Raw genomic sequence first — 21,315 nt, 5'->3', positions numbered from 1 at the left:
CCGTGGGCGGCGTACGGGAGAAGTCAGGGGAGCAGCGGGCCGAGGTAGGAGACGGCGAACCACTTCCAGAGCGGGTGGTCGCCCGCCTGGACCTCGGCGACGCCGGTGCGGTCCGTGCCGTTCGGCGCGGGGGTGGCGGTGACGCGGTGCAGCGGGTACGCCTTCATCTCCAGCCAGGGGCGGTCACTGGCGACGGGGAGCATGGCGGTGACCGGGGCGAGGACGTCGTGGCCGGTGGGTTCGCCGAGGGTGGCGGTGCCGGTCTGCGGCCGGGAGAAGAGGCCGGACCGGCGCAGGGTGACGGTGGTGCCCTCGGTGAGGTCGAAGCCGCCGCCGCCCCGGGGGACGAGGAGGCTGAGGCTGCCGTCGCGCTCGGTGGTGTAGCCGGCCGAGACGGTGGCGGGGATCTGTACGAGGGTGGCGGCCAGGGCCAGTCCGGCGGTGGCGAGCACTCCCGCGGCGGCGATGCGGGCGGGGCGGGCGCCGGCCTGGACGGCTTCGCGGACCAGGGTGGTGGCGCCCTTGCCGAGGCGCCACAGCAGGTAGCCCAGCGCGCAGACCATCATGCAGGAGCCGGCGATGCCGAGGCGCTGCAGGATCCCGGACCAGAGGGTCAGGGCGGTGGAGACCAGGTACAGCGGGAAGAGCAGGCAGGCGATGCCGTACGGGACGGACCAGCCGCGGCCGGGCAGTTCGCGCTGGTAGCCGCGGCCGCCGAAGACGACGCGGGCGATGGCGCGGCGGGCGTCGGTCATAGCCTTCTCCCGCAGGTGGGAGATGTCCAGGTGGCTCATGAGGGCGAGGTAGCCGTCGAGCTTGACCAGCGGGAGCAGGTTCACCAGGCAGGTCATGTAGTTGACGAGGCCCACCAGCAGCAGGGTCTCGCGGACCGGTCCGGCGGGGACGGCGAGGGCCGCGAGGGCGGCGGTCCCGGCGGCCACGGCCTGGATGGCGATGCCGGCGAGGGCGACCTGGACGCGCTGGCGGGCGCTGGGCAGCCGCCAGCCGTCGGAGACGTCGCAGAAGAAGGCCGGCGACATGTAGAAGAGCATGAAGCCCATCCGGCTGGGCGTGCCGCCGTGATGGGTGAGGACCGCTCCGTGGGCCATCTCGTGGACGGCGGTCGTGGCGACCACGCCGAGCATCACGCAGGCGTACGCCCACAGCGGCATCGGGCGGGAGAGCGCCTCGCCGAGGGTGGCGCCGCAGGCGGCGAGGGCCAGGACGCCCAGCAGGACGACGGCCGCGGCCGCGCCGAGGACGATGCGGTGGCCGAGCGGGCGGACCAGCGGGGCGAGGCGGCGCAGCATCCGCTCGGGCTTGACCAGGGTGAACTGGATGGTCAGCGGGCCGGCGAAGCGGACCCGGGCCGGCTTCTTGACGGGCCGGCCGTCTTCCAGGAGGTCGGAGTCGGCGAGGCTGCGGACCGCGCGGCCGATGTGGCCGGGGGTCCAGGGGGAGCCGAGTTCGGCGGCGAGCTGGTCGTGGTCGCGGCTTCCGTCGAGGAGGCGGACCAGGCGGGCGAGGTCCTCGCCGGTGCGGAAGTGCTTGTGCTCCCCGCGCTGGATCACCCAGGGGGCGTCTTCGGTGAGCGGTTCGCGCACGGCCACGTCGTCGGCGGTGCGGGGCCGCTCCAGATCGGGTGCGAAGGCGGTTTCGGCGGACATGGTGGAAGCACCTCGGATCAGGGGGGCGGTGAGGACGTGTCCGGTGGGTCGGGGCCGGACGGACCGGTTCTGCCTGGCGCGCTGGACACGCCCTTACGCGATGTCGCGGGTGCGGACCAGGTGGCGGCCGGTGACCAGGGCGGCGGCGAGCCAGGCGGCGATCACCGCGTACGCCCAGGGCAGCGAGAGCAGGTCGGGCTTCACGTCCCGGTAGACGGAGCTCATCGCGATGGTCAGCAGGTACTTGGAGACCTCGGGGACCAGCCGCTGCAGCCCGGGGTCCACCAGGAGCGTGAGGCCGATCAGGGTGGCGACGGCGCCGGTCTGGTTGCGGACGATCCAGCCGATGAGCGCGCCCCAGGGGGCGGCCAGGGTGCAGCAGGCGAACACGCCGACCAGGATGAGGGCGGTCTCGCCGTCGGCGGCGGCCTCCAGGCCGAAGGGCAGCGGACCGAGGTAGACGCTCACGGCGCCGAGCGCGGCGGCGATCAGGCCGAAGGCGGCCCCGGCGGCGGTGGCGACGGCGAGCTTCGCGCCGAAGAGGCGGGAGCGGGAGCCGGCCAGGAGCGCGGAGCGGACCATGGTGCCGGAGGCGTAGTCCCGGGTGACGTGGACGGCGCCGAAGACGGCCGCCAGCAGGAACATCATCATCCAGGAACGGGCCACGTCCTGGCCGACGGCCAGGGAGGTGGACCCGCCAGCGATGGCCTTCTCGCCTCCGGAGACGTATCCGAAGGTGGTGATCAGGCACAGCCAGGCTCCCGCGAGCGGCAGGGCCCACCAGGCGCGGCCGGTCAGGGCCTTCCGGGTTTCGCCGGCGATGAGGTTACGCACGGGAGTAGTTCCTTTCCGGGGTGCGGGTGCCGGTGGCGCCGGCGGTGGGAACGACGGTGGCCGCCGGGTCGACCAGCTCGAAGAAGCGGTCTTCCAGGCGGGTGGCGCCGTGGCCGGTGAGGTCGTCGAGGGTGCCCGCGTAGCGCAGGGAGTGCTGCATGATCACGACGTCGTCGACGGTCTGCTCCAGCTCGGCGAGCTGGTGGCTGGAGACGATGACGGTGCGGCCGCCCAGGGCCAGGGTGCGCAGGGTGGAGCGCAGCCAGCGGATGCCGTCCGGGTCGAGGCCGTTGGCCGGCTCGTCGAGGATGAGGATCTCCGGGTCGGCGAGCAGGGCGGTGGCCAGGGCGAGGCGCTGGCGCATGCCGGTGGAGCAGCCCTTGACCGGGCGGTCGGCGGCGTAGTCGAGGCCGGTGTACTCCATGACCTGGTCGGCGCGGCCGGCGGGCAGGCCCAGCACGGTGCACCAGATGCGCAGCTCGCCGCGGACGGTGGCGCCGGTGACGCCGCCCATGCCGTCCATGCTGACTCCGATGCGGTGGGCCGCGTCGGGGAGTTCGGCGTACGGCTTGCCGAGGATGGTCGCGGTGCCGGCGGTCGGGGTGGCGAGGCCCAGCAGCATCCGCAGGGTGGTGGTCTTGCCGGCGCCGTTGCGGCCCAGGAGGCCGGTGACGCGGCCGGCGCGGATGTCCACGGTCAGGGCGTCGACGGCGCGCAGGCCCTTGTACGTCTTGGTGAGGCCGTTCAGCGAGACGGCCGGGTCGCTGCTGCTGCTCATCGCTGCCGCGTCCTTTCCGGGGTGTGCCGGGTGTGTGGGTGGTTCGGAGGTGCGGTGGTTCGGTGGTGCCGAGGGCCGGGCCCCGGCCGGGGGTTTCCCGGCCGGGCCCGGTCCGCATCGATCCGTTTCAGGCGCCGCTCACTTGCGTGCGGGGTCGCCCGGTCCGGATCAGGTGGCGATGGTCACCGTGGAGATGGCGATGCCGATGGACACGCCCTCCCAGAAGCCGGGGGCCTCGAGGACCTCGAGCTCCTGCAGGCCCAGCTCCAGGCCGTCCTGCGCGACGACCGCCGCGTTGTCGAGGATCTGCTCGCTCATTGGCTGTTCTCCTTCGTGTGTCGAGTGGTGGTGTGGTGGTGGTGCGTGGGTGGTGAGGGTGGATCAGGTGGCGATGGTGACCGTCGAGATGGCGATGCCGATGGACACGCCCTCCCAGAAGCCGGGGGCCTCGAGGACCTCGAGCTCCTGCAGGCCCAGCTCCAGGCCGTCCTGCGCGACGACCGCCGCGTTGTCGAGGATCTGCTCGCTCATTGGCTGTTCTCCTTCGTGTGTCGAGTGGTGGTGTGGTGGTGGTGCGTGGGTGGTGAGGGTGGATCAGGTGGCGATGGTGACCGTCGAGATGGCGATGCCGATGGACACGCCCTCCCAGAAGCCGGGGGCCTCGAGGACCTCGAGCTCCTGCAGGCCCAGCTCCAGGCCGTCCTGCGCGACGACCGCCGCGTTGTCGAGGATCTGCTCGCTCATTGGCTGTTCTCCTTCTGTCTGGTGGGAAGTGAGAGGTGGTGCGCGTGCTGCGGGTCGTGCCGTGCGTCGCTTAGGTGGCGACGACGATGGAGACCAGGGAGACGGCGATCCCGGTGGAGACGCCCTCCCAGAAACCGGGGGCCTCGAGGGCCTCCAGCTCCTGCAGGCCCAGCTCCAGGCCGTCCTGCGCGACGACCGCCGCGTGGTCGATCTGCTGCTCGTTCACGAGTGCTCCTTCCAGAGGTGGTGCCGGTGTGTCAGGGGTGGTGCGGTGTGATCCGGGTCGGATCAGGTCATGACCACCGAGACGAGGGAGATGCCGACGACGACGCCACCGGTCGTCCACCAGCCCGGAGCCTCCATGACCTCGAGCTCCTGCAGGCCGAGCTCCAGGTGGTTCACATCGGCGGCAACGTCGAACGTGTTGTTGTCCATGACGGTTTTCCTTCCGTGAGGGGTGGTGCGGGTTGTGTCGTGCAGGGGGGGTGGTGCGGTGTGATCCGGGTCGGATCAGGTCATGACCACCGAGACGAGGGAGATGCCGACGACGACGCCACCGGTCGTCCACCAGCCCGGGGCCTCCATGACCTCGAGCTCCTGGAGACCGAGCTCCAGGTGGTTCACATCGGCGGCAACGTCGAACGTGTTGTTGTCCATGACGGTTTTCCTTCCGTGGGAAGCGAGTGGTGCGGTCCCCGCGCCAAGCCGGCGCGGAAGTCTGTGGGTGCGGCGCGGGAGTTCAGGCCGCTTCGCTGAGCAGGGCGTTGACGTCGGCCGCGCGCAGGCCGCCGAGCATCGGGAGGCCCGCGCCCCAGGCCCGTACGGTCCTGCGGGCCACCGCGTCGAGCAGCTGCGGGGTGACGGCGATGTCGCGGGCGATGCCCCAGCGGTTCATCAGGGCGCTGATGCCTGCCACCGGCTCGGCGGGCAGCGGGTCGCCGCTGCTGTCGGCCGAGCGGAGCAGTTCCCAGATCCCCCGCAGGCGGGCGGCGGAGCCGAGCCGGGTGTCGCCGGCGAGGACGGCCCGCCACAGGGCCGGCAGGATGGCCGCGACGGCGGTCATCTTGCGGATGCCCAGGGCGCTGGAGAGTTCGTTGGCGATCATCCAGCCCTCGGTGCTGAACAGGTCCCTGCCGTAGCAGAGCCAGGTGGACTGGGTCAGTCCGCTCAGCCGGGCCAGGTCGGTGCGGAGCGTGGCGTCGGGGGCCTGTCCGTCGGCCAGTTGCCGGGCCAGTGCTCCGCCGAGGCGGACCAGCTGGGTGGCGGCGGTCTGGGCGAGGGCGTCCTCGACGGCTCGGTCGGTCAGGTTGCCGACGTAGGGGCCGACGGTGCGGAAGACCGCTTCGAGGGCTCCTTCGATCAGCAGCTCGCCGGGCAGGGTCTCGGTGGCGGCCGGGTCCAGCAGGGCCGCGTCGGGGGCGAGGGCGTCTCCCATGACGAGCCGTTTGCCACTGTTGTGCGGCAGGCAGGCGACCCGGCTGAGTTCGGATCCGGTGCCGACCGTGGTGGGTACGGCGAGCAGCGGGCGGGTGCGGCGGGTGCGCGGGTCCAGGGTGAGCAGTCCGCTGCGGCCGGTGGTGCGCAGGGCCGCGCGGGCCCGCTCGTCCGCGTGGGCCACGGACAGGAGCTTGGCCCGGTCGAGGAGGGCTCCGCCGCCGATGACGGCGATGAGTCCGGCGCCGGCGGTGGCGCGGGCCAGGGCGAGGATCTCGTCCGGGCCTCCGTCTCCGTCGGGGACGATGGTGTGGGTGGTGTGTCCCGCCCGGTCCAGTTCCGCGGTCACCAGGGCGGTGATGCGGGAGTTCGCGACGGCCGGGTCGAGGAGCAGGGCGGTGACGGGACGGTTCCCCCCTGCCGGGTGGGCGTCGTCGAAGTCCGCCAGCCAGTCGCTGAGCCCTTCGGGGCCGATGAGCAGCCGGGTGGATCCGGACCAGGCGATGTTCACCGCAGTCCTCCGGAGAAGCTTTCGACTCCGGTGCGGACGGCTTCCATGAGGGCGTCGATCTCGGCGTCCGTCGCGGTGAGCGGCGGCATGATCTGGATGCCGTGGACGCCGGCGTGGACGATGGCGCCCGCCGCCCGGATGGCGGCGATCAGGTCGAGGACCCGGGCCTGCGGCAGTGGTTCGCCGTCGGCCGTGAGGAGGCGCATGGAGCGGAAGAGGCCGCGGCCGTCGTGGGAGTCGAAGAGGGGGTGTTCGGCGACGAGCCGGTCCAGGTGGGCGCCGAGGGTCTCGGCGGCGCGCCGGCCCCGGGAGACGGCGTCGAGGCGGCGCATCTCCTCGATGGTGGCGATGATCGCGGCGCAGGTGACGGGGGTGCCGGCCTGGGTTTCGCCGTGGGTCAAGGTGGCGTCGGCTTCGCGGAAGGCGTCGGCGATCGTCCGGGAGACGATGACGGCGGCGGCCGCGCAGGTGCCGTTGGTCAGGCCCTTGGAGGTGACCAGCAGGTCGGGGCGTTCGGGCCACAGCTGAGAGGCGAACATCGATCCGGTGCGGCCGAATCCGGTGGCCACCTCGTCGGCGGCGAGCAGGAACCCGTGTTCCTCGCGGAGCCGGAAGAGGGTCTGGAGGTACTCGTCGGTGAGGGGGACGGCGCCGCTGCCGAGGACGGGTTCGATGACGACGGCCGCGATCTGGGAGCCCTGGGCCCGCATCAGCTTCTCGATGTCGGCGGGGTCGTTGGGGGTGACGTGGCGCACCAGGCGCTGGTCGACTCCGTAGAGCTGCTGGCCGAGGTTCTCGCCGGTGAGGGCGAAGCCGCCGAAGGTCAGGCCGTGGTAGCTGCCGCGCAGCCCCACGATGATCTTGCGCTTCTCGGCGCCGCGCAGGGCGTGGTAGTGCCGGGCGGTCTTCATGACCAGGTCGTTGGCCGCGCCGCCGGAGGTGGAGAAGAGGACGCGGGCGAAGTGGTCGGCTCCGCAGAGCTCCACCAGGTCCTCGGCGGCCTGCCGGGCGTAGGGGTGTTCGTAGCGGAAGACGCTCAGGTACGAGGCGTTGAGCAGGGCCTGGTGGCAGGCCTCGGCGATGTGCCGGTTGCCGTGGCCGAGGTTGGCGTTCCACAGGCCCGAGTCGCCGTCGAGGAGTTCGCTGCCGTCGGCGAACCGTACGTACATCCCCTCGGCGGAGACGGCGCAGATGGCGTCGTCGCCGTGGGCGGAGGGCGGGAGCAGGGAGGTCCACAGGGCCGGGTGGCCGTGGTCGGGAGCCTCGTCCTGTCCGGGCAGGGTGGGCAGGGCGGTGGTCATCACAGGGCCTCGGCTTCCAGGAGGACGTCGTGGTGGCGCCCGCCGCCCGGGATGGGCGTGGTGGAGCGGATGGCGAAGCCGGCGGCTTCGAGCTCGGCGACCAGCAGCGGTGCGGGCATCACGCCGATGGTGGTGGTGGCGACGTGGACGGGGCCTTCGGCCGGCGGGTCCGCGGGGATGACGGTGACCGTGCGGGAGCTGTTGCCCGAGGTCCACTGTTCGATCATCCGGTAGGAGCGGCCGGTGATCTCGCCGGGGGCGAGGATCTCGCTCTCGTCGCTGCCGTCGTCGGCGGCGTCCACCTCGACGGTGGTGAGCAGGAACCTGCCGCCGGGCGCCAGGTGTTCCCGTACGCACCGATAGAGGCCGGGGCGGGCCTCCGGCGGGAGGAGCGAGATGGAGGTGGTGCCGAGGACGACGGCGCCGAAGCGGCGGCCGAGCGAGAAGTCGCTCATGTCCGCCTGGACGGGGGTGCAGCGGCCCTGCAGGGAGGCCGGGGTGGCGGCGAGCCGTTCCCTGAGCAGTCCGATCATGTGGCCGGAGAGTTCGAGGGCGGTGACCTCGCGGCCGAGGGCCAGGAAGGGGAACGTCAGCCGGCCGGAGCCGGCGGCCAGGTCGAGGACCGGGCCGGGGATGCGGCGCAGGGTGGTGAGGAGTTCGCGGACCTCGTGCGGGGTGGTGCCGGCGATGTCGTGGTAGACGGGGGCGCCGGCCTCGTCGTAGAGGTCGCACAGGACGGCCCGGTCACCGAGTTCGGCGACGGCCTCGGCGGCGCGGCCGGTGAGGCCGGTGCCCGCGGCGGCGGGGCTGAGCAGCATGGCGCCCATCAGCGGGTCGCTCCTTCCGTGGCGTCGGGGGTGGCGGTGCGGGGGGCCGTACGGGGGGCGGCGGACTCGGTGAGGGGCAGTCCGATGCCGGAGAAGTAGGCGGCGACGGCGTCGACGGTGGCCGGGTCGGCGTAGTCGGCGGCGGCCCGGGCGGTGCCGGTGACGAGCAGGGCTTCGGCGGCCTGGGCGGCGTCCGGGGAGAGGGCGATGGTGCGGCGGTCCCCGGGGTGGTGGATCAGGGCCTGTTCGGCGTTGAAGAGCAGCACCGGGGTGTCGCCGGAGCTGTCCTGGGGTGCGGCGTGGGCGGCGAGGGCGGGGACGAGGCGGCCGCCGAAGCCGGAGACGCGGGGCTGTTCGAGGCCTCGGGTGACGGCTTCGCGGATGGCGCCGACGGCGGCCAGGTAGCGGGAGATCCAGGGCCGGGCGGCGAGCTGCTCGCGGCGCAGGTCCTCGTCGAGTACGCCGTCCAGGGCGCCGGTGGAGTCCTCCCAGGCCCGGTGCAGTTCGGCGGCGGGGGTGCCGACGGGGCCGAGGGGTGCGGCGCCGGGGGCGACGCTGACGGCTCCGTCGGCGCAGACGTAGAGGCGCAGGGCCGGGCCGTCGCCGTCGCCGTTGCCACCGAGGGCTCCGAGGTCGGCGAGCTGGACGGAGGGGTGGGTCAGGAAGGCGGAGAACTCGCCGTCGTTCAGGGCCCGGTCGGCGTCCTCCAGGAAGGCCTGGAAGTCGGCTTCCTCGACGATGCGGACCAGGGTGGGTCCGAGGACGGAGAGGTAGGGGGTGATCGAGTAGGCCTGCACCTGGAGGTAGAAGTCGGGGTGCAGTCCGGCCTCCGCGCCGGGTTCGCCCAGCGAGCCCTGCCAGACGATGACCTGGGCGCCGGTGGCCTCGTGCGGCTCGGGCTCCGCGGTCGGTTCGTCCCCGGGGACCAGGACGACGGTGCCGGGGCCGGCCACTCCGCTGCCGAGCAGGGCGTCGAGGTGGGCGGCGTCCTCCAGGACGACCGTCGCGGTGAACGGCGGGCGGGGGGCGAGTGCGGCCAGGGGGCGTCCGGTGCCCCACTGCAAGGCGTGGGCCTTGACGGAAGTGAGTGTCATGAACATGCCTAACGTGAGTGCGTGGGTGGACGCGGGCGCCTGATGACGCGGAGCTGGAGGGGGATCGGCCGGGCGGCCGGAAGTCTGCGGGGGTGCGTGCGGGCAGGGGTGCGTGCGGGCAGGGGTGCGTGCAGGCAGGGGGTGCCGGCGAGCGGAGGTACGGGGGGTGCGGGCACGGGGGTGCGGGCACGGGGCCCGGGCCGCCTCGGGTCAGGAGGCGAGTCCGAGGACCGTGAGCAGCGTGCGCAGTTCACGGCTCGCGACCTGGGCGCCGTACAGCTGGGCCACGCCCGTGACGTTGAGGACGATCTCGTCGACGCCCGCCTCGCGGAAGGCATCGAGTTTCGCGAGGAGTTCGGCGGGCTCCCCGTAGAGGAAGGCGTCGCCGGCGACCAGCGCCGCGCCCCGCGCCCGCTCGTCGTCCGTCTGCGAACCGGTGGCGGCGGGGAGTTCGACACCGCCGCGCCGGAGCATGTCCTGGTAGTGCGGCGCCTTCAGGTGGTGCCGGTTGGAGGCGAGGGCGAGGCTTACGGGGTCCCGGTCGGGCGCCGCCAGGGCGATCGGCACCATGGCCACCACCTTGGGCGCCGGCCGGTCCGCGCTCTCGGCGCTCTTCTGCACCTCGGGCACGATCGTGTCGGCCAGGTAGCGGGCGGGGGTGAGCCAGCAGATCGCCGCGTCGGCCACCTCTCCGGCCACCCTCGCCATGCCGGGGCGCAGGACACCGAGCCCGATCTCGACGGGCGGTCCGGGCACCGGCGGGAGCAGCGCCTCCTGGTGCAGGTACTCCCCGTCCAGCAGCGTGTCCGTACCGTCGAGGGCGGCGCGTACGGCGGTCAGGTACTCCCGGGCGGCGGTGAGCGGGCTCCGGTACGGGGCTCCGAGCAGCGCCTTCTGCACCGCGGGGGCTCCCGGCCCGTAGCCGGCGAGTACCGGCTGACCCGTCACCAGCGCCAGCGAACGGGCCTGGAGGGCGGCCTCCGTGGGGTGGCGCAGCGGCATCAGGGTCACTCCGAGCCCGACGGGGACCCTGAATCCGGCGCCGGCCGCGTGGGCGAAGGCCTGGTGGGTCTCGGTGACCAGGCTCTGTCCCTGCCAGAGGCGTTCGGCCCCGGTCCAGTGGACGAGCCCGGCGAAGGGCAGGAGCTGCTCGGGGCGGCTCGGAACGAAGGGGACGAGCACCGAGTAGGCGGTCATCGGACTTTCTCTCCTTGTGCTCGGGGTCCGGGAGTTCGTTTCCCGGGAGCCGGATGATTGAAGATCGCAATGGTCGAGGAAGATCGGATATCGCGGGACCGGGCCGGGAATTGCGGGGCGGAGATCATTTCCCGGTCCCCTCCGGCAGGAGCCTGCCGGAGGGGGTACTAGTCCCAGTTGTGGGTGTCGCGGCCCGGGATGATCACGCAGACGTCGGGGACCGGCAGACCGGCCGGAATCGGTACGCAGACCTGGGTGCCGGGTGCGGGAAGCGGGGTCGGAGCGTCGGCGTTCGCGGTGCCGGCACCGGCCAGGCCGATCAGTACGGCGGCGGCGAGAGTGACGCTGAGGCGCTTCATCACGGTGGTTCCCCCTTGATTTGCGGTCCGTCCCGGATCCGGCCTTTTCCCACCCGGTTCCGGTGGCCTCCGGTGTTTTTCCCGGCGGCTCCTTGTGACCACAACTCTGCCGTTCGGAAAGGCTTCGTTCGAGGGCTGTCACGCGCAGCTTGCTGCGTTCTGCGAGGTCACTTACTGCACCGTCCGCGGCCCCCTTCCGCACTGGACCTGGAAGCGGAATGGATCATTGCCGTAGCCTCGACCCGGGGTAACAGGTAGATCTAGGCCAGGTAATGACCGGCCACGGCGTTGGGGGAATCCATGGGGGATCCGGATCTGGCGTTTCTCGATATCGATCCGGAGGACGAACGCTTCTACCGCGTCCTGCTCAGGAGCGGCGGCGCCGATCCCGAACAGCTCGTGCGGCACGCCGATCTGGACGAGGAGGCGGTGTGCGCCCTGCGGCAGCGGGCCACGGCCCTCGGTCTCGCCGCGATGACCGACGGGCTGCTGCGCCCGGTCAGTCCCGCCAAGGCGGTGCAGCACCTGATCGACGCCCGGCTCGCCCGGATGCGGCAGGAGATGGAGACCAGGGCGGCGGCGGACGCGATCGTGGCCTCACTGCTCGCGGAACGGGACGCGGCCACGACCTCGGACGCGATCGCGGGGGCGGACCGGCCTCCCATGGAGCGGCTGATGGGCATCGAGCAGGTGCGGGCGGCCATCGACGAGCTGACGTTCTTCACCCGGTCGGAGTCCATGACCACGTGGCCCTCGGGGGTGATGCGGCCCGAGATCATCGAAACCTCCCGGCCGGCCGACGCCCGCATCCTGCGGCGCGGGATCCGGATGCGCAGCCTGTTCGGGGCGGCCGCGCTGGCCGACCCGGCCACGATGGCGTACTTGCGGGAGATGGTCGGCAAGGGGGCGGAGGTACGGGTGTCCCGCCTCGACCTGGAGCGCATCCTCATCTTCGACCGGGCGGCAGCGCTGACGCCGATCGACCCCTCCGACAGCAAGCGCGGAGCGCTGCTGACCCGTGAACCGGGCCTGGTGACCACGCTGGTGTCGCTCTTCGACCGGATGTGGGGCCAGGCGCAGGAAATACCGGCGGCGGCGGACGAAGAGGGGCCGGCGGCGGAGGGCGAGTGCCCCACCGAACTGGAGCGCCGGATCCTGGAGTCGCTGTGCACGGCCGACAAGGACGAGAACGGGGCGCGGGACGTGGGGATCTCGGTGCGGACGTACCGCAAGTACGTGGCGACGCTGATGCACCGGCTCGACGCGTCGAACCGGTTCCACGCGGCGCTGCTCGCGCGGGAGCGCGGCTGGATCTGAGCGGGGCGGCCGGGGCGGCCGCCCGGTAAGCACGGAGTCCGCGTCGGAGGTGCTCCCCCTTCGCGGACTCCCGCTAAGACGGCCACGGCTACGCGCGGGACCGCTGGAGCGCGCGGGCGCAGGAGAGCACGCCGACGGCGAGCACACCCATGACGACGTACCGCGCGGTGCCGTCGAACAGCACGGTGGACGAGGCCAGGAGGGCGATCAGCACACCGGTCGTGACGGCGAGCGGGTTCTTCTGGGTCTGGGTCTGGGCCATGGTGGTGGCTCCTTCGGAAGCGGGGATGGCCATTCCACTCTGACAGCGGGTCCCGTCCGCCCGGCCCCGTTCCGGGTGCAGCTTCCGGCATTCCGGCTCGCAGCATGCTGCGAGCCGGCCACGGGAAAGCACCCTCACGGCGCGGTCGCCGCGCGCGGTCACTGCACCGGCGTACGGGCTCCCCCGGCCGGGCGCACGGCGAGTACGGGGTCCACGTCCCGGGTCTGCGCGGCGAGGATCCGCAGCGCCGCCTCCGACGGGGATCCGGCCTCGGCGGTGTACATGATCAGCTTCTGGTCGGGATCGCCGGGCAGGTTGAGGCTTTCGTACTGGAGGGTGAACTCGCCGGTGGCGGGATGGCGCAGGTGGTAGCCGCCGTGCGTCTTGATCAAGCCGGGGCAACCGGCCGCCCGAGAGGGCGGGCCGCGCGGGGCGGGCCGGGGCGGCGGATGCGGCTGCGCCCCTGTCGTTTCAACTTGGCTTCGGCCACCGGGACGTGGAACACGCAGCCGGCGTTCCGGCAGCGCCTGCGCACCGCCGCCCGCCGGCCGGCCGGGAGGTTCCTCTCCCGCTCCTTCGGGTTGGACCAGGTACTCGGCCTGTGGTCCTTCCCGTCCTTCAAAGCTCAGGGTGCAGCCAGTGGCTGCACCCGGGGCCGGGCTCGCTGCAACGAGATCCGACCAGTTTCCCCTGTTGGTGTCGAGTGGCAACGGCCCGGGGAGACCGCGTCTGAGAGATCCGCCCCATGGAGGCGGACATGGTTCGCCAGGTCCCGGACATGCCTCTGAGCTGCGGGTATGCGGCATGCGGACACGTGGACATGAGGGCATGTGGGCATGGGGGCATACGGCTCCGGAAGTCGTCCGGAAAGACCGGCACGGTCAGAGACCGCGTCCGGGAGTTCCCCCAGGGAAGGCAGGCGGGATTCCCCCCATCCCAGACATGCCTGACCTGCCTGACCCGCCTGACCTGCAGGCATGCGGACGGGGCTCCGGGATCATCCGGGAGACGCGCGGAGCAACCCGTGCCACGTCTGCGTGGCCGAGTCCCGTGGCGGCGCGAAGGTGCCCACGAGTGGCGCGGAGGTCCTCCACGGAAGGAAGCCGGCGCAGAGCAAGACGAGGGACTGAAGCACTGGCCATGGATTGATCCAGGTCGTGACGTGCATCGCCTTCACTCCCCCTCCGTGGGGCCCGAGTCTTTCGGGCTACGGATCGAAGCGTCGGGGTTCCAGACCGGCGGGACAAGGCCTCATGGCCTCAGCACGTGGGACAGCACCGGCATCTCCCGTGCGCGCGGGCGGAACGGTGGGCCGTTGGCCTGCGGGATTCCCCCTGACGCCATCTCAACTTCCAGTGGGACAAAGTGGAATGGGGCTCCGAGCGACTGTAGACGCGTACATGAGGGCTCCTGAACGCTGTGGGAAGGTCTACGACCTTCGGCCCTGCAAGGCCGTCGGCCATCTGGTGGGCCTGTCGAGTGGCAACGAGACCCCCTCAGGAGAATCAGTTGAAGAAGAAGACCGCGCGCGCAGCCGCGGCGTGCGTGGAGGCTCCGACGACGAGCACCGGAACCCTGGTTCCGGTGCCCGCCACGATCATCGTGGTCATCGTCATCCTCCTCACCGCCGCACTCACCCTCTACGGAATGCCGGTCGAGACCGTCATCACCGTCCTCGCCGTCGGAGGCCTGCTCGCCATCGAGCTGATCCGCCGGCTGGTCGACACGCTCACCGCCGCCCGCCGCCAGGCCTCCTAGGAGACCGCGGTGGGGCGCATCAACAGCGCCCTGGCTGAGCACACCCGAGGCCTGTCGCAGTGGCTGCTGTCACTGCGACAGGCCTCGGGCCTCACCATCAGCCAGGTGGCGGAGCGAACCGAACAGGTGGGCCTGCCCACCTCCCGCAGCACCCTGTACCGCGCCGAGTTGGTCCCCGCCTCCGGGCAGCGGCCCAGCGTCCCGGCGTGGCGCGTCGTCGAGGCCTACACCAAGGCGTGCGGCGGCAGCATCACCGAGGCCCGGCGGCTGTGGACGAAGGCCGCCTCCATCCGGACCCCCGGCAAGACCGGCTCCGTACCGCGGCGGCCGGCGATGGCGCCCCAGTACATCTCCGAGCCGGCCGACCTGCTCCACGCCATGCGAGACCTGCGTCTTCGCGTCGGAAACCCGTCCCTGCGCGAACTGGGGACGCGGGCCACGCCCGGTTCGAGCACCGTCACCATGCTGCCGCGCAGCACGCTCGGCGCGGTACTCAACGGCACACGGCACTGCCGCCGCGACCTCCTGGCCTACTTCGTGCGGGCCTGCGGGGTGACCAAGGAGTCCGAGGTCATGCGCTGGCTCGCGGCGTGGGACCGCATCGAGGCCGCCCGCAACGGCACCGCCGACCACAACATGCACCAGCGCCTGACCGCACTCGAGGAGGACCTCCACCAGACCAAGTCCGCCCTGGCCACCGTACTCACCCTGCCGGGGCCCCGACCCGAGGTGGAGCCCGTACCGGTGCCGGAGCTCTCCCACCGCGCGGACACCACGCCGACGCGCACCCCCGAGCCCGTCACCGAACCGGCCGCCGGCGCCCCCGGCCGCCCCCGGCCGACGCGCACCCGCCGGCCCGGACAGTGGCTGTCGGGACTGGTCAGAGGCATCACAGCCGCGGCCGGGGCCGCCGCGGCCCTCTGAAAACCGTGGAGGGAGCGTCCGACACCAGGACGCTCCCTCCACGGCCATGGGGCGGCGTGTCAGACCATGGCGAGCCGGTCCACCAGCAGCTCCACCCTGCGCTCGGCGTCCTGCGGCGGGAGCCGTCGCGCCCGGGTCAGGGTGGCCAGTCCGTGCAGGGCCGCCCAGAACGTCTCGGTGAACAGTCCCGGGTGGACGCCGTCCCCGGCGGCCTCTCCGAGGCCTTCCTGGAGGGCGGCGAAGCCGTCCTTCAGGGGTTGCGGGGTGTCCTCGTCCGCGAAGGGCAGGCCGCCGTCGAGCTGGAACATGGCGTCGTAGACCGCCGGGTTGCGTGCGGCGAAGTCGAGGTAGGTGCGGGCGAGGGCGGCGACCCGGGCGCGGGGGCCGTCCGCGGCGGAGGTCGCGGCCCGCAGCGCCGCGGCCATCTCGGTGGCGCCTTCGAGGGCGACGGCGCCGATGATCTCGCGTTTGCCACGGAAGTGGCTGTAGAGGACGGGCTGGCTGTATTCGATGCGCTCGGCGAGCCGGCGGGTGGTGACCGCGTCCCAGCCCTGCTGCTCGGCGAGTTCGCGGGCCGTCGCCACGATGAGGCGCTCACGCTCCGCCCGTTCGCGCTGCTTGCGTTCCTGTACCGACATGATTCGATCCTAGCATCGCTAGACAATCGAGCGGCAATAACGCTAGCGTTGCCTCATCACCTAGCAGCACTAGATTCCGAGAGGGTCATCATGCTCAACGCACTCGAGGTCATCACCACCGTGGTCGTCGGCGTGATGGTGGGGGTGGAGTTCTCCGTCGCCTTCGTCATGAACCGGATCCTCGACGCCCTCCCGGAGGACAGCGGCCAACTCGGCAAGGCCCACGGGGGCCGGATGCTCGGGGCCGTGATGCCGGTCTGGTACATCACCTCGCTCGTCCTCGTCGCGGTCTGGGCCGTCGCCGGATGGCACCACCAGGGCACCGGCCTCGTCGTCACCGCCGGCGCGCTGCTGATCCTCAGCGTGGTCATGTCGCTCCTGCTGCTCGTCCCGATCAACAACCGGAACAAGACGTGGACCCCCGAGAACCGGCCCGCCGACTGGAAGGAGCAGCTGAACCGCTGGGAACGCTTCCACTACGTCCGCGTCGCCGTCATCGTCGCCGCCTTCGCCCTGCTCGTCGCCGCCCTCGTCTGAGCCCGCGGTCCTGACCACCCTCGTACCGGAATCCGTCTGCCAGCGCACTGGGGAGAACACTCATGACGATGCATCGCCTGACCACCCTGCTGTCCCTGCTCGCCGGGGCCGCACCGTTGCTCTTCGGCCTGAACTTCCTGCTCAATCCCGGCGGCGCCCCCACGAGCTACGGCATCGACCCCTGGCCGACGGGCAACGCGGACGGCTACTTCATCGTCAAGGGCGTGCGCGACATCGCCACGGCGGGCGTCACGCTCCTCCTGCTCGGCCTCGGCCGGCGCCGCATCCTCGGCTGGGTCGTGCTGATCAACGTGGTCATACCGGTGGGCGATGCACTGGCGGTGGTCACCCACGGCGGCACCGTGGCAACGGCGCTGACCGTGCACGCCTCGGCAGCCACCTTCCTCGTGCTGACCGCCACCCTCCTGCTGACGGAGCGGCCGCACGCCGCGAAACCCGCCGCTACCGCCGCCCCGTCCCTTGGCTACACCCCTCGATGACCTGCGCTACCCGCACCGCTACTTCGGGTCACTGTTGAACTTTGCGGCCGACCAGAAGTAGCCGAGGACCGCGAGACCCAGGCACCAGGCGACCGCGATCCACCCGTTGTTGCCGATCTCGCTGCCCAGCAGCAGACCGCGCAGGGTTTCGATGGCCGGAGTGAACGGCTGGTACTCGGCGATCGGCTGGAACCAGCCCGGCATCCCCTCGACCGGAACGAAAGCACTCGACAGCAGCGGCAGCAGGATCATCGGCAGCGCATTGTTGCTGGCCGCCTCCGCGTTCGGACTGATCAGCCCCATGCCGACCGCGATCCAGGTGAACGCCAGGGCGAACAGAACGAGCAGCCCGAACGCCGCCAGCCACTCCAGAGCCGTCGCGTCCGTGGAACGGAACCCGATCGCCACCCCGACAGCGCCCACCAGGACCACACTCGCGATCGACTGCAGCACACTGCCGATGACGTGCCCGATGAGCACCGACCCGCGGTGGATCGCCATCGTCCGGAAACGGGCGATGATGCCCTCGCTCATGTCGGTGGAGACCGACACCGCCGTACCGATCGTGGTCGAGCCGATCGTCATCAACAGCAGGCCCGGCACGAGGTAGGCGATGTAGTCGGAGCGGCTGCCGCCGCCGATGCCCGCGCTCATCACATCTCCGAAGATGTAGACGAACAGCAGCAACAGCATGATCGGCGTGAGCAGCAGATTCAGCGTCAGGGACGGGTAGCGCCGGGCATGCAGGAGGTTGCGGCGCAGCATCGTGGACGAATCACGGACCGCGAGGGACAGGGAACTCATCGGACGTTCTCCTTCAACTGAGCGGGCAGGGTGGAAGAACTGGGGCGCGGATCGGTGCCGGTCAGGGCGAAGAACACGTCATCGAGGTCAGGCGTGTGGACGGTCAGCTCATCCGCTTCGACTCCGGCGGAGTCCAGCCGGTCGAGGATCGAGCGCAGTGCGCGCTGACTGCCGTCACTGGGGATCTGCAGCGCCAGCGCCTCGTCGTCCCGGCTGACCTCGCCGAGTACTGCGGTGGCCGACCGGTAGCCGGCCGGGTCGGAGAACCGCAGTCGGACATGCCCACCCGGGATCATCCGCTTCAGCTCCTCGGCAGTGCCCTCCGCGGCGATCTTTCCGTCGTTCAGCACCGCGATCCGATCGGCGAGTTCGTCGGCCTCCTCCAGGTACTGCGTGGTCAGGAAGACCGTCACACCACCGGAGACCAGCTCACGAATGATCTGCCACATGTTGTGCCGGGAACGGGGATCCAGACCGGTCGTCGGCTCGTCGAGAAAGATGATCCGCGGGTTGCCCACCAGGGTCATGGCGATGTCCAGCCGGCGCTTCATCCCGCCGGAGTAGGTGGAAGCCGGCTTCTTAGCCGCCTCCACCAGGTCGAACCGCTCCAACAACTCGGCGCTGACCCGCCGCCCCTCCCCCTTCGACAGGTGGTGCAGATCCGCCATGAGGAGCATGTTCTCCTCACCGGTGATCAACCCGTCCACCGCCGAGAACTGCCCCGTCACACCGATCGCGGCGCGCACCCCGCCCGGGGAGGCCGCGATGTCGTGGCCCGCGACCTGGGCCTGACCGCCGTCGGCGGTGATGAGCGTGGACAGGATCTTCACGACGGTGGTCTTGCCGGCGCCGTTGGGCCCGAGCAGTGCGAACACGGAACCGGCCGGGATGCTCAGGTCGATGCCGTCGAGGACGGTCTTGTCGCCGTAGGACTTGCACAGACCGACGGTGGAGACGGCGGCCGGAGACGGGCGACCGTCCCGTCGACTTGATGTGGGCATGACAGAAGAAGGCATGAGGCCCTCCATTCGAAGGCTTAAGTGACGGGGGAGAGGAGCCGAGAGAGAGGGGCGGTCAGGCTCCGGCGGCGATGGCGCGACGGACGTCGATGTTGCCGTACTTCGTCCGGGCCCGGACCTTGACGGTGTCCGCGCTCGCCTCCGGGCTCCCGGACGCGGTGAGCGTGTTGCGCACCTGACCGGAACCCGAGCTGACGTCGAGCCAGGCGGCCGTACCCTCGCGGACGCCGACCTCGATGGCCCCGTAGGAGGTCTCCAACTCCACGGTTCCACGGGCGACTTCGCCCACCCGCAGGGTGCCGTGGGCGGTCTTGGCGGTGACCGAGTCCTCGGCGCGCCGGATCTCGATGTCACCGTTGGCACCGCTCACCCGCAGCTCGCCGATGGCGGCGCCGACGGTCGTGGTGCCGTGCGAGTTCTTCAGGACGGCGGGGCCGTCGACGAAGCCGAGGCGCAGGCTGCCGGAGCTGGTGGTGATCTCGGTCGCGCCCTCGGCCCGGTCCACGGTGATCGAGCCGTGCGACGCGGTCAGCTTGAGCGGGCCGGTCGTGTCGAGGCGGACGTCGCCGGACGAGGTCTTCACCCGGACCTCGCCGAGCCGGCCCTCGCCGAGCACCTGGGTCCAGGAGCCGGTGGTGTCGACGTGTGAGCCCGTGGGCAGTTCCACCGTCACGTCGACGATGCCGGGGCGGCCGAACGGATTGGACTTGGGCGTCCTGATGGTCAGTACACCGCTCCGGTACGCGACCTCGGTCTGCTCGGCCGCCCGTACGTCCTTGTCCCGCTTCGGGTCCCGAGGCTGCACCGCGACGACTGTGTCGAGGCGGTCGCCCGCGGTGAACTGGATGGAGCCGGCCTCCACGTGTGCGGTGACCGAGATCGCTTCGGAGGTGTCGAAAGAAGGCATGGCTGTCCCGTCCTCTTGAGTCTTCTGGGCGTCCCCGCTGGTGGGACGTGGTGTGGGAGAACTGATGGCGGTGCAGTGCGGTGCGGTGATGGAACCGATGGGGGCGTGGGTTAACGCACCCAGCCCGTGAAGCTCTGCCCCACGCTCTGGGACTTCTCCGCCGTACGGGGCTGGGCGCCGCCGTCGACCGCGGCCGATACGGCGCGCACCAGCCACGCGTTGACCGACAGCCCCTCACGGCTCGCGGCCTCTTCAGCACGGGCCTTCAGGTGGGCCGGCAGCCGCAGGTTGACGCGGGCGATGCCACCCTCGTCGCCGTCGGCGGACGCCTGCGGCGCGAGCGGTTCGGCGAACGGAGCCGCGGTCGGCTCCGCGGGGGCGCGGCCCTCGCTGGAGGGCACTGTCACCACGAACTCGGGGTCGAGCCCTCGCAGCCGTACGTCGACCGAGCCGGGGGCGAGTTCGCGGGTGATCTCGTCCATCGCGGCGGAGAGCACATTGAGCAGGGTCAGCCGGGTTGCCGACTCCAGGGGAGCAGTGAGCCTCTCGGCCAGCTTGCGGGCTTCGTCGCCGCCGGCCTCGGCGGCGACGGCGAGCTCTTGGCGGAGGGTGGTGACGTAGGGCGTGAGGTCCATGTCGCCCAGCATGGCACAGACATGGCGCCATGTCGAGCCAATGTGGCACCACGCTGCTGAGCAATGACACCACTACACACAAACATGCTGGTCAGACCGATGACGCCATCGTGCGCCACAGTGACACCAGACGACACCACCGCTGCGCTCGCTACCACGGCTTAGGTGGGCACGGCCTCGCGCATGGTCCGGTAGCCGCGCGGGGTGAGGCCGTACCGGTCGCGGAAGAGCCTGCTGAAGTGCGAGGCCTGGTAGAGGCCGGACCGTCCGCCGATCACCCCGACGGGCAGGTGCTCGAGCCGCGGGTCGCGCAGCTCCGACCGGCAGCGGGCGAGGCGCTCGTCCCGGATCCACCGGGCGGGACTGGTCCCGCACTCCTGAAAGATCCGCTGGAGGTAGCGCAGCGAGATGTTGTGGTGCTCGGCGACCGCCCGCGGGGTGAGCTCGGGGTCGGAAAGCCGTGCTCGGATGTACGCCTGGATGCCCAGCATGAGGTCGTGCCGGGCCACCTCATCCTCGGCGGCCACGTGGCGCAGCCGGTCGGCGAGGACGGCCGCGGTCAGGCCCGCGACGGTGGCGCCGACCCGGTCGACGGCGGAGTGGATCTCGGTGCCGTGGTCGTGGAGTCCGGCGAGGAGCTGGGAGAGCAGGGCGCCCGCGCCCATCCGCCCGCACCAGCCGGTGGCGGTGAGCTTCGCGGTGTCGCCGGCCGACATGCCGAGGTGCCGGTGCGGGAGCTGCACTTCGACCAGGTGGAAGGGCCCGGGCAGCAGGAGGCGGTACTGGCGGCTGGTGTCGCAGCAGATGATCTGCGGGCCGCTCGCCCGGCCCCGGCGGCCGTCCTGGTGGACGTGGATCTCGCCGGCCAGCGCCCGGAACACCCGCAGTGGCGCGGTGGGGTCGGGGCGGATGTGGCGGCCGGGGCGTACGGCCTCGTGGGCCTCCCCGGTGACGAGGGAGATGGTGACGTCGCCGAAGTCGCGCCGGACGGTGGCCCCGTACACGAACTCGCCGTGTGTGCGGATGACGCGCGCCGTGCTCGGCCCGCGCAGCGGCAGCATGTCCATCGTTCTCCTCGCTCCGGGAAGCGTGCCCTCGTGACAGGCAGGCCTTATAAAAACATACCTGCATGCAGGTACTCACTCCCATCAGATATTCCAATGAGGCAGGCACCAAACCCGACCTTTACGCGCAAACAGGCAATGAATAGCCGTATTTGCGCAAGCCAGCCGACCTGCCGACCGGTACGGTCGAGGATGAGGACCGGC

At 71.5% G+C, this 21,315-nt stretch carries 28 protein-coding genes; 5 read left to right on the top strand and 23 right to left on the bottom strand.

The annotated features are described in order from the left end of the window. Positions 1–23 precede the first annotated feature (23 nt). The 15 genes from mpaP to AC3IYI_RS42560 form a co-directional block, all read right to left on the bottom strand. Positions 24–1,667: a daptide biosynthesis intramembrane metalloprotease gene (mpaP, locus tag AC3IYI_RS42630; RefSeq protein ID WP_489412335.1), complete on the bottom strand. Its 1,644-nt coding sequence runs from the start codon at positions 1,665–1,667 to the stop codon at positions 24–26. Positions 1,668–1,760: 93 nt separating this feature from the next. Next, positions 1,761–2,501: an ABC transporter permease gene (locus AC3IYI_RS42625; RefSeq protein ID WP_489412334.1), complete on the bottom strand. Its 741-nt coding sequence runs from the start codon at positions 2,499–2,501 to the stop codon at positions 1,761–1,763. Then, complete coding sequence (locus AC3IYI_RS42620) at positions 2,494–3,279, bottom strand: ABC transporter ATP-binding protein (protein WP_489412333.1); 786 nt, start codon at positions 3,277–3,279, stop codon at positions 2,494–2,496. The genes AC3IYI_RS42625 and AC3IYI_RS42620 overlap by 8 nt, the downstream gene beginning before the upstream one ends. A 168-nt stretch (positions 3,280–3,447) precedes the next feature. Beyond that, complete coding sequence (locus tag AC3IYI_RS42615) at positions 3,448–3,597, bottom strand: daptide-type RiPP (protein ID WP_250744242.1); 150 nt, start codon at positions 3,595–3,597, stop codon at positions 3,448–3,450. Between the two features lie 63 nt (positions 3,598–3,660). Beyond that, positions 3,661–3,810: a daptide-type RiPP gene (locus tag AC3IYI_RS42610; protein WP_250744242.1), complete on the bottom strand. Its 150-nt coding sequence runs from the start codon at positions 3,808–3,810 to the stop codon at positions 3,661–3,663. Positions 3,811–3,873: 63 nt separating this feature from the next. Further along, the gene (locus AC3IYI_RS42605; RefSeq protein WP_250744242.1) at positions 3,874–4,023 is read right to left on the bottom strand and encodes a daptide-type RiPP; all 150 of its coding nucleotides are present in this window, start codon (positions 4,021–4,023) and stop codon (positions 3,874–3,876) included. Positions 4,024–4,093: 70 nt separating this feature from the next. Continuing rightward, on the bottom strand, positions 4,094–4,249 hold the full coding sequence (locus AC3IYI_RS42600) for a daptide-type RiPP (protein ID WP_489412332.1): 156 nt from the start codon (positions 4,247–4,249) through the stop codon (positions 4,094–4,096). Between the two features lie 62 nt (positions 4,250–4,311). Further along, positions 4,312–4,458, bottom strand: coding sequence for a daptide-type RiPP (locus AC3IYI_RS42595; protein WP_243336477.1), 147 nt, complete (start codon positions 4,456–4,458; stop codon positions 4,312–4,314). A 75-nt stretch (positions 4,459–4,533) separates the two neighbouring features. Further along, the gene (locus AC3IYI_RS42590; RefSeq protein ID WP_243336477.1) at positions 4,534–4,680 is read right to left on the bottom strand and encodes a daptide-type RiPP; all 147 of its coding nucleotides are present in this window, start codon (positions 4,678–4,680) and stop codon (positions 4,534–4,536) included. 82 nt (positions 4,681–4,762) lie between these two features. Continuing rightward, positions 4,763–5,968 carry a daptide-type RiPP biosynthesis dehydogenase gene (gene mpaC / locus AC3IYI_RS42585; protein WP_489412331.1) on the bottom strand — a complete coding sequence of 402 codons (1,206 nt, stop codon included), beginning with the start codon at positions 5,966–5,968 and terminating at the stop codon, positions 4,763–4,765. Beyond that, on the bottom strand, positions 5,965–7,269 hold the full coding sequence (mpaD, locus tag AC3IYI_RS42580; protein WP_489412330.1) for a daptide-type RiPP biosynthesis aminotransferase: 1,305 nt from the start codon (positions 7,267–7,269) through the stop codon (positions 5,965–5,967). Before mpaD ends, mpaC begins: the two co-directional genes overlap by 4 nt. Next, positions 7,269–8,096 (bottom strand): daptide-type RiPP biosynthesis methyltransferase, encoded by an 828-nt coding sequence (gene mpaM / locus AC3IYI_RS42575; protein WP_489412329.1) that lies wholly within the window; start codon positions 8,094–8,096, stop codon positions 7,269–7,271. The genes mpaD and mpaM overlap by 1 nt, the downstream gene beginning before the upstream one ends. Continuing rightward, positions 8,096–9,190 carry a daptide biosynthesis RiPP recognition protein gene (gene mpaB / locus AC3IYI_RS42570; protein WP_489412328.1) on the bottom strand — a complete coding sequence of 365 codons (1,095 nt, stop codon included), beginning with the start codon at positions 9,188–9,190 and terminating at the stop codon, positions 8,096–8,098. The genes mpaM and mpaB overlap by 1 nt, the downstream gene beginning before the upstream one ends. A 210-nt stretch (positions 9,191–9,400) precedes the next feature. Continuing rightward, on the bottom strand, positions 9,401–10,387 hold the full coding sequence (locus AC3IYI_RS42565) for an LLM class flavin-dependent oxidoreductase (protein ID WP_489412327.1): 987 nt from the start codon (positions 10,385–10,387) through the stop codon (positions 9,401–9,403). Between the two features lie 167 nt (positions 10,388–10,554). Beyond that, positions 10,555–10,749, bottom strand: a complete 195-nt coding sequence (locus AC3IYI_RS42560) for a hypothetical protein (protein WP_489412326.1) — start codon at positions 10,747–10,749, stop codon at positions 10,555–10,557. A gap of 297 nt (positions 10,750–11,046) precedes the next feature. Between AC3IYI_RS42560 and AC3IYI_RS42555 the strand changes: the two genes are divergently transcribed. Next, on the top strand, positions 11,047–12,063 hold the full coding sequence (locus tag AC3IYI_RS42555; protein WP_489412325.1) for a helix-turn-helix transcriptional regulator: 1,017 nt from the start codon (positions 11,047–11,049) through the stop codon (positions 12,061–12,063). Between the two features lie 88 nt (positions 12,064–12,151). On the opposite strand, the gene AC3IYI_RS42550 is transcribed toward AC3IYI_RS42555, so the two are convergent. Together AC3IYI_RS42550 and AC3IYI_RS42545 are read right to left on the bottom strand one after the other, a co-directional pair. Next, complete coding sequence (locus tag AC3IYI_RS42550; protein ID WP_243336469.1) at positions 12,152–12,325, bottom strand: hypothetical protein; 174 nt, start codon at positions 12,323–12,325, stop codon at positions 12,152–12,154. A gap of 158 nt (positions 12,326–12,483) precedes the next feature. Beyond that, complete coding sequence (locus AC3IYI_RS42545) at positions 12,484–12,717, bottom strand: MmyB family transcriptional regulator (protein WP_489412324.1); 234 nt, start codon at positions 12,715–12,717, stop codon at positions 12,484–12,486. 1,117 nt (positions 12,718–13,834) lie between these two features. Between AC3IYI_RS42545 and AC3IYI_RS42540 the strand changes: the two genes are divergently transcribed. Together AC3IYI_RS42540 and AC3IYI_RS42535 are read left to right on the top strand one after the other, a co-directional pair. Then, the gene (locus AC3IYI_RS42540; protein ID WP_489412323.1) at positions 13,835–14,083 is read left to right on the top strand and encodes a hypothetical protein; all 249 of its coding nucleotides are present in this window, start codon (positions 13,835–13,837) and stop codon (positions 14,081–14,083) included. Positions 14,084–14,092: 9 nt separating this feature from the next. Next, positions 14,093–15,007, top strand: a complete 915-nt coding sequence (locus AC3IYI_RS42535; RefSeq protein WP_489412322.1) for a helix-turn-helix domain-containing protein — start codon at positions 14,093–14,095, stop codon at positions 15,005–15,007. A gap of 59 nt (positions 15,008–15,066) precedes the next feature. Here AC3IYI_RS42535 and AC3IYI_RS42530 read toward each other — a convergent pair whose 3' ends face one another. Further along, positions 15,067–15,645, bottom strand: a complete 579-nt coding sequence (locus AC3IYI_RS42530; protein WP_489412321.1) for a TetR/AcrR family transcriptional regulator — start codon at positions 15,643–15,645, stop codon at positions 15,067–15,069. A 90-nt stretch (positions 15,646–15,735) separates the two neighbouring features. Between AC3IYI_RS42530 and AC3IYI_RS42525 the strand changes: the two genes are divergently transcribed. Further along, positions 15,736–16,182: an anthrone oxygenase family protein gene (locus AC3IYI_RS42525; RefSeq protein WP_489412320.1), complete on the top strand. Its 447-nt coding sequence runs from the start codon at positions 15,736–15,738 to the stop codon at positions 16,180–16,182. A 62-nt stretch (positions 16,183–16,244) separates the two neighbouring features. Further along, positions 16,245–16,682, top strand: coding sequence for a DUF4267 domain-containing protein (locus tag AC3IYI_RS42520; RefSeq protein ID WP_489412319.1), 438 nt, complete (start codon positions 16,245–16,247; stop codon positions 16,680–16,682). A gap of 18 nt (positions 16,683–16,700) precedes the next feature. Here AC3IYI_RS42520 and AC3IYI_RS42515 read toward each other — a convergent pair whose 3' ends face one another. The 5 genes from AC3IYI_RS42515 to AC3IYI_RS42495 form a co-directional block, all read right to left on the bottom strand. Further along, positions 16,701–17,486, bottom strand: coding sequence for an ABC transporter permease (locus AC3IYI_RS42515; RefSeq protein WP_489412318.1), 786 nt, complete (start codon positions 17,484–17,486; stop codon positions 16,701–16,703). Further along, positions 17,483–18,487, bottom strand: a complete 1,005-nt coding sequence (locus tag AC3IYI_RS42510) for an ATP-binding cassette domain-containing protein (RefSeq protein WP_489412440.1) — start codon at positions 18,485–18,487, stop codon at positions 17,483–17,485. Before AC3IYI_RS42510 ends, AC3IYI_RS42515 begins: the two co-directional genes overlap by 4 nt. 73 nt (positions 18,488–18,560) lie before the next feature. Continuing rightward, positions 18,561–19,412: a DUF4097 family beta strand repeat-containing protein gene (locus AC3IYI_RS42505; protein WP_489412317.1), complete on the bottom strand. Its 852-nt coding sequence runs from the start codon at positions 19,410–19,412 to the stop codon at positions 18,561–18,563. A gap of 110 nt (positions 19,413–19,522) precedes the next feature. After that, positions 19,523–20,047, bottom strand: a complete 525-nt coding sequence (locus tag AC3IYI_RS42500; RefSeq protein ID WP_489412316.1) for a hypothetical protein — start codon at positions 20,045–20,047, stop codon at positions 19,523–19,525. A 161-nt stretch (positions 20,048–20,208) separates the two neighbouring features. After that, positions 20,209–21,114 carry a helix-turn-helix domain-containing protein gene (locus AC3IYI_RS42495; RefSeq protein ID WP_489412315.1) on the bottom strand — a complete coding sequence of 302 codons (906 nt, stop codon included), beginning with the start codon at positions 21,112–21,114 and terminating at the stop codon, positions 20,209–20,211. Positions 21,115–21,315 lie beyond the last annotated feature (201 nt).

Source organism: Streptomyces sp. GL_148 (genome assembly GCF_057834205.1).
The sequence above is the reverse complement of the archived record's forward strand: the minus strand, read 5'-3'. Positions and strand labels throughout refer to the sequence as shown.

Coding starts and splice junctions, on each gene's coding strand:
- AC3IYI_RS42500 (WP_489412316.1), bottom strand. CDS start 20,047: ATGGACCTCACGCCCTACGTCACCACCCTCCGCCAAGAGCTCGCCGTC.
- AC3IYI_RS42590 (WP_243336477.1), bottom strand. CDS start 4,680: ATGGACAACAACACGTTCGACGTTGCCGCCGATGTGAACCACCTGGAG.
- AC3IYI_RS42595 (WP_243336477.1), bottom strand. CDS start 4,458: ATGGACAACAACACGTTCGACGTTGCCGCCGATGTGAACCACCTGGAG.
- AC3IYI_RS42495 (WP_489412315.1), bottom strand. CDS start 21,114: ATGGACATGCTGCCGCTGCGCGGGCCGAGCACGGCGCGCGTCATCCGC.
- AC3IYI_RS42555 (WP_489412325.1), top strand. CDS start 11,047: ATGGGGGATCCGGATCTGGCGTTTCTCGATATCGATCCGGAGGACGAA.
- mpaB (WP_489412328.1), bottom strand. CDS start 9,190: ATGACACTCACTTCCGTCAAGGCCCACGCCTTGCAGTGGGGCACCGGA.
- AC3IYI_RS42605 (WP_250744242.1), bottom strand. CDS start 4,023: ATGAGCGAGCAGATCCTCGACAACGCGGCGGTCGTCGCGCAGGACGGC.
- mpaM (WP_489412329.1), bottom strand. CDS start 8,096: ATGGGCGCCATGCTGCTCAGCCCCGCCGCCGCGGGCACCGGCCTCACC.
- AC3IYI_RS42610 (WP_250744242.1), bottom strand. CDS start 3,810: ATGAGCGAGCAGATCCTCGACAACGCGGCGGTCGTCGCGCAGGACGGC.
- AC3IYI_RS42525 (WP_489412320.1), top strand. CDS start 15,736: ATGCTCAACGCACTCGAGGTCATCACCACCGTGGTCGTCGGCGTGATG.
- AC3IYI_RS42505 (WP_489412317.1), bottom strand. CDS start 19,412: ATGCCTTCTTTCGACACCTCCGAAGCGATCTCGGTCACCGCACACGTG.
- AC3IYI_RS42550 (WP_243336469.1), bottom strand. CDS start 12,325: ATGGCCCAGACCCAGACCCAGAAGAACCCGCTCGCCGTCACGACCGGT.
- AC3IYI_RS42530 (WP_489412321.1), bottom strand. CDS start 15,645: ATGTCGGTACAGGAACGCAAGCAGCGCGAACGGGCGGAGCGTGAGCGC.
- AC3IYI_RS42515 (WP_489412318.1), bottom strand. CDS start 17,486: ATGAGTTCCCTGTCCCTCGCGGTCCGTGATTCGTCCACGATGCTGCGC.
- AC3IYI_RS42510 (WP_489412440.1), bottom strand. CDS start 18,487: ATGCCCACATCAAGTCGACGGGACGGTCGCCCGTCTCCGGCCGCCGTC.
- AC3IYI_RS42520 (WP_489412319.1), top strand. CDS start 16,245: ATGACGATGCATCGCCTGACCACCCTGCTGTCCCTGCTCGCCGGGGCC.
- AC3IYI_RS42620 (WP_489412333.1), bottom strand. CDS start 3,279: ATGAGCAGCAGCAGCGACCCGGCCGTCTCGCTGAACGGCCTCACCAAG.
- mpaD (WP_489412330.1), bottom strand. CDS start 7,269: ATGACCACCGCCCTGCCCACCCTGCCCGGACAGGACGAGGCTCCCGAC.
- mpaP (WP_489412335.1), bottom strand. CDS start 1,667: ATGTCCGCCGAAACCGCCTTCGCACCCGATCTGGAGCGGCCCCGCACC.
- AC3IYI_RS42565 (WP_489412327.1), bottom strand. CDS start 10,387: ATGACCGCCTACTCGGTGCTCGTCCCCTTCGTTCCGAGCCGCCCCGAG.
- AC3IYI_RS42615 (WP_250744242.1), bottom strand. CDS start 3,597: ATGAGCGAGCAGATCCTCGACAACGCGGCGGTCGTCGCGCAGGACGGC.